Here is a 5,599-nt window from a genome sequence, read left to right on the forward strand (position 1 = left end):
GGCCCAGTTGCTCTGAGGATCGGCAAGTTCCAGCACCTGCAGGTCTGCCGACCAAAAAGGGCCGTTGACCTGCACGGAATTCATGGCAGTGGCGGGGATAGAGGGCATGGCTAGGGAGGGGTGAGGGTCTAGGTGGACTGAGAAATCTGCGCAATCAGGAGTTAGAGCAATGGCTGGTGTTAGAGCGATCGGGGCTTGAGGGTATACATCTCGCTGGGGCGAGCGTTCCCCCTCCGGGCGCGGATTAACAATTCGTTGCCCCGGAGACCGGTGTCCATGGATTGGTCGTAGAGGCGTTGAATCGATGCTTGGTCGGGCTGGGTGGTGAATTGCGATCGCAACTGCCGACCTTCGTCTAGCGTCATCAGCCCGTGGTAGCGCAGTTGGGCCCGTCCCAGCAGCAGCTTATCCCGCAGGCCTGCGGGGAGCTCGTCCTGTTGGGGGCGTTGGGGCAAACGGGGCCCCAAGAAGGCGATCGTAGAGACCTTAGTGCTGAGCTGGGCATGGAGTTGGGCGATCGCCTCTCGAAAGGCCGGATCGCCGGGGAGATTCTGCAAGGCCTGGAGCTGGTCGAGGTGATGTACCCGTCCTAACCAGACGAGGCTATTGTGCTGAATCACCAGTTGATGGGCCAGCAGCGTTGCAACTTGGGTCTCACTTATGTTGCTGGGAGGACTATTGGGCATGAATCGACGGACTAAATCATCGGCGCGCAGGATATCTGGACGCTGATCCAGGCGAGGACGAGGCTGGAGTTGAGGTGCTGCGATCGCCACCACTGGAAACCGTGCATCTGGGGTAGACAGCAGGCGGTCTAGGGCGGTTTGCAGGGGAGGGTTATGGTCGCTATCGGTTTGCAGTTGGCTGAGGGCAGCTCGCTGATCATCACTGGGGATGCCTCCCGTCCAGACCAGTTCACCGGGGTGTATGTGCAGAACGTTGCGCAGGGACGCAGGTAGGCGATCGCTGGGTAGAGATACAACAATCCGCTGGCGATCGCGCTCTGAGATCAGAGCCTGCACCGCTATCATCATGGCGGAGATCTGGGCCCAGTCTTCTAGGGTGGTGATGGCTGCGTCGGTGAGAGGCCCCGTCCAGATCAGGTCGGTCTGGACGCGCTGGTTATTGACGGCAATGCTCACCTGGGCTGCGATCGCTTGGGGAACTTGGTCTAACCCTTGGGGAGCGATCGCCGTTGCATAGCTAGGTTCTGGCTCCATGGGGACAGAGAGGTCTAGATTGGTATCGGCTGTTGCCGCGATCGCATTCACCAACCGTCCTAGGGCTTGCTGGAAAGCTGCATCGCCCTCCAGTTCCCGCAGGAGTTCTTGCTGGGCGGCGGTGGGTCGAGCCCCTACCCAGGTTAGAGTGCCTTGATCTGAGTCGATGCGTAGCTCCGGCAAGTCGTCGAACTGCTGGGGGCGAATCAACTGACGCAGCGCTGCCTTAAAGTCTAGGTCACCGGGTAAGTTTAAGAGGGCGATCGCCTCGGTTTCCGTCAAGCGATCGGTGCGGACGAGCACCAGATTCTCGACCTCAGGAAAATCTATAGGGCCGGCTAGGCGATTAACCCTCTCAGGCTTGGCAGAAATGGGCACTTGGCTGAATCCTGCTTGATACAGTTCATCTAGAGACTGTCGATCGTCCCAGTCATGGAATAGGTTTCTTAATCCAGGTTGGTCGCCCATGCGATCCACCAAGCGATCGCGCTCCACTGCCGTGAGCAGCTCTCGAACTCGGAAGCGCTGCTTGCCTAGGTCTTCGGTGAACACCGCTGCACTGATATCATCCATCAGTTGCGTGAAGGCCGCTAGGAATGGATCGGCTTGCCGCAAAAGCCGCCGCAGGCGGATGACTAAATTCTCTGGCGAAGGATTCACCAAGCCTTTCCAGGTGATCTGATTGGATTCAATCATCAATGCAGATAAATCAGCCTGCATCTGACTTTCCAGTTGAGTTTTATTGACTCTGGGCCAAACAAACTCATCATCAGCGATCGCCTCTCGGAACAGGAGAGACTGAGTTTCACGATCCTCTGTCACCCCCTCCCCCTCCATCGCATCTTGGATCTGAGTGATCAACTCATTGACAGCATCCAGGAGATCTGGCAACTCGGTTCGCAGACGTTGTGCTTGATCTGACCTAATCGGCCCTGTCCAGGTTAATTGATAGCGCGCGAAGTCTTGTCCTGTTTGAGCGACGGCAATGGTCAACGGCAAGTCACTAGGCGCAGTAGGTTCTGGATCCAGGGCTGGTGACACATCCGTCGAGGTCACAGACGAGGAGAGGCTGTAGGTTTCATGAATGCGCTCAATCAATCGGTTGATGGCACTTCGGAACGGTGTATCACCTGGCAATCTACGTAGAGCCATTCGATCCTGCGGTGATATATTGTTACTCCACTGCAGCACCCATCCGGGGCGATCGGCCGGTGGATAGGTTACCCTAATGACAAAAGGATTGAGTAAGTTACTATCCGGATGTGGACGGACTGGCACGGAGTACGATGCTGAGGCCGTGAACTGTTCAACCTTCTGGATGATCGAGCGAAGGCGCTGATGGAAACCATTCAGGTTTTTATGGTAGGCCAAGAGCTGCTCCCGCTGCACTGTAGACAAGGCCCCGCGCCAAATTACCTGCAGGCGTTGATGGTTGGGCGATCGCCCTGGTAGATCAGATCGGAGGAAGAGCTGCCCTTGAAGTTCAACGGGCAAGTCTAATCCAGATGCTAACTCTGGACGATAGGGTAAATCTGGATAATGGACTTTAGCGAGTAGGCTAGTAGGTAAGCCAGCCAGGCTATGGGCATCAACCGGATGGGTAGAGAACCAGGCGTCAATGACCTGAGCAGGCGTTAAGTCGCGATCGCGTAAATCTGCAGCACTTAGGTTATCCCTAATCATAGCCAGCAGCAGGTTATGGAAATCCTCCTGGGTTAACGTACCCACCACCGTTAGATGATGGTCTGCGTAGGTGATCTTATGCACCGTGGGCGATCGCAGTTCGGTGAAGCTATCCCTGAGTAAGTCTGTTTCGCTCACCTGCTGCAGCATGGTTTCTAGCAGATAGTCACCATGGGGACCGCTAAGGCTGGGAGGCTGCAGGTGCTGCACGTTAGCCAAGAACCGCCGCCCAAGCTGGCGGTGGATATAGCGAGGGGCATCCCCGTCATCAAAGACATAGTCTGCCTGCACCTCAATATTGCCGCTAAACCGTTCGATGATCTGATAGACCACGTCAAAATCCGGTAAGGAAGCAGGTTTCCGCACTAAGTCAGTTGCATCTGTCTCTCCGGGGGTAGTCTTGGGCAAGGGGGCTTCACTGGCCCAGCGCTTTTGAGCCTCAGAGGGCATACAGTCCCAAAACCGCCGTAGGGGAATGGTGATCTGTCGCGATCGCACTTGAATAGCTTCACCGCTACCCTCGGGTTGCCAGGCAACGGTAACGGCTTTGACCAGCGCCTCCGGGATGGGAGATTGGTATTCAAAATCCTGCTGGATGGTGTTGTTAATCTCCGATACCTGGGTGGAGGTTTGAGCGATCGCCATCAGCCGATGCTCGTAGAAATAAGGTAGCGCTTCCCACTGCAGCGCCATCGCTCCCTGCTGGAAATTGCCGATGCGTTGAGGTAGATCAAGACTGCGGGCAGCTTCCGCATCCAAAGGTGACGTTAGATCTAGATGATCCGGTTGACTAGGATAGGCTCCAGGCAACTCGGGATAGACTGCCTCAACGTCCTGCACGATTAATTTAGGATGGTTAAGGCTAGCCTTGACTAGCTTATTTGGCCAGTCATCATAGGCAAATCGACGCATCAGCGTGACCGCCACACCCCGGAAATCGAGCTGGCGGGCTAGGGTTTGATTGCGTTCACTCAATAACTGCTCGGGATGCTGGGCTAGAAGCACTTCCCAAATAGAGCCGGGCTGGGCCGGAGCGCCGGGGGTGCTGGGCGCATCCAAGCGTGCGGAGCTGAGAATCAGGGGTGCATCCACCGGCTGGGTACGATCCAACACCACGTCTAAACCGCCTATCTGCGGATTTGGGATAAGTTCTGCCGTTACGGCCTCAACGTCTGGCCGCACCTCAGGGAACAGCACCGGCGACTGCAGCAACCCCTGCCACAGCAGTTCATAGCGGCTGTAGGGACGAATATAATAACGGTAGCTATGAGCCCAGCGGCTTTCAATTAGGTGATCGTAGCGTAGGCGGGGGTACCGGTTTGGGGATAGGCAGTGGCCAGCCAAGGGCCTGTAGCAATGCTGTTCAAAGCTTCGGCATCCGTGGTCACTGCGCCGCTGGCGTCGAAGAAGCGCTGCATCCAGACGAGAACATCAGGTAAGATGGCGGCGATCGCTTGGGGATCACCCAACGGCACAAGAATCCGATCAGGGCCCGGCTGCGCATCAGGATTGAGGAATTCTAGATAATCCCGCAGTCGTCTCCATTCCTTACTTTCTAGGGAGTCGCCATCGGCAAACTGCGCCGCTAGTTCCTCCATGGCCACCGTGAAGTAGGTGGAGCGTTCATCCGTGGGCAGGAAGGAAGTTAGGCCGTCTAAGGTTGGACGGGGCTGATTGGCTGCAAGCTGAGTTTCATCAAGCTGAATGTCGGGTAAGGTTTCACTGCGGATCAGCAGCGTGGTTTCACCTGTGAGGGGTAAAACCAGGGACAATAGTATGGGAGCATCGGGATCATCATCAGGAACTTTTAGCTCAATCTGACCGCGATCGCCATCGGCTTGATCGATCACGCTACAGGGTGCCGTCAGGGTGAGTCGCAGAGGTACGGTCGTGCCAGCTTGACCGCGCAGGGTGAGCTGACCATAGCGCTGGACTTGCTGGATCCTGGGTCGTAAACTCAGTTGAGCGATCGCCAGCAGTCCATCCAGTTCTAGGGTCGCTGTGTCCTCAGGCTGAATACTGCGGGACGGCTGCACCAGCAGTTCTAGATAAAGATGGGGAAAATAGTCTGCCCAGGCTGGATTTGCCTGCAGGGGTTCCAGCACCGATCGCAGGGCCGCGACCAGATCGTCTCCGGCTAGCAGATTGTTGGTGGAGAGCGATCGCAGCGATAGCCCCACGGTTAAGCCCAAGCGTTGCAAAATACCCCAGCCGTAGGGATCTGCCTTGGGTGCCGTAGACTCTAGAAACCCTCGTAAATCCACGGGCTGCATGGGCGGGCTGGTTTGTACATCCAGGGTATAGCTTGTTTGCAACTGGTTAAGAACTTCTGTAAGCAACGGGTGCAGCGCCTCGGCTTGGGTACGTTCGGGATTCGTCAATCCTTCCCACTTGGGCCAGAGCAGCCGCGATTCTCGCCAGGAATACCACGGCCCCTGTTCAATCTCCGATCGCTGTTGGGCTCTGGCTTCTGCCGTGCGGCGGCGCAGCACCATGCTGGGATACCAGGCCTCCCAAGCGCTGGGGTTGAGGGTATCTTCCGGGGTGAGCAGTAAATCGTCAGTGGGCAGCATTTGCACATCCTGCACGGGCTTCAGCGCCTGGGCAAACTGCTCCGTATCGTCGCCCCGCAACACCACGTCGGTATTGGCATCGACATCCAGTTGCAGCAGGTCGTAGCCTGCATTCAAGTCCAA

The 5,599-nt window shown here is 56.6% G+C and carries 2 protein-coding genes; both read right to left on the bottom strand.

The genetic code is table 11. From position 1 onward, the window contains the following. Positions 1 to 179: 179 nt before the first annotated feature. Complete coding sequence (locus V6D20_05335; GenBank protein ID HEY9815213.1) at positions 180 to 4,247, bottom strand: hypothetical protein; 4,068 nt, start codon at positions 4,245 to 4,247, stop codon at positions 180 to 182. Then, positions 4,190 to 5,599 (bottom strand): hypothetical protein (locus V6D20_05340; GenBank protein HEY9815214.1); only part of this gene is annotated, 1,410 nt, incomplete at its 5' end. The genes V6D20_05340 and V6D20_05335, both read right to left, overlap by 58 nt.

Source organism: Candidatus Obscuribacterales bacterium (assembly GCA_036703605.1).
Lineage (GTDB): Bacteria > Cyanobacteriota > Cyanobacteriia > RECH01 > RECH01 > RECH01.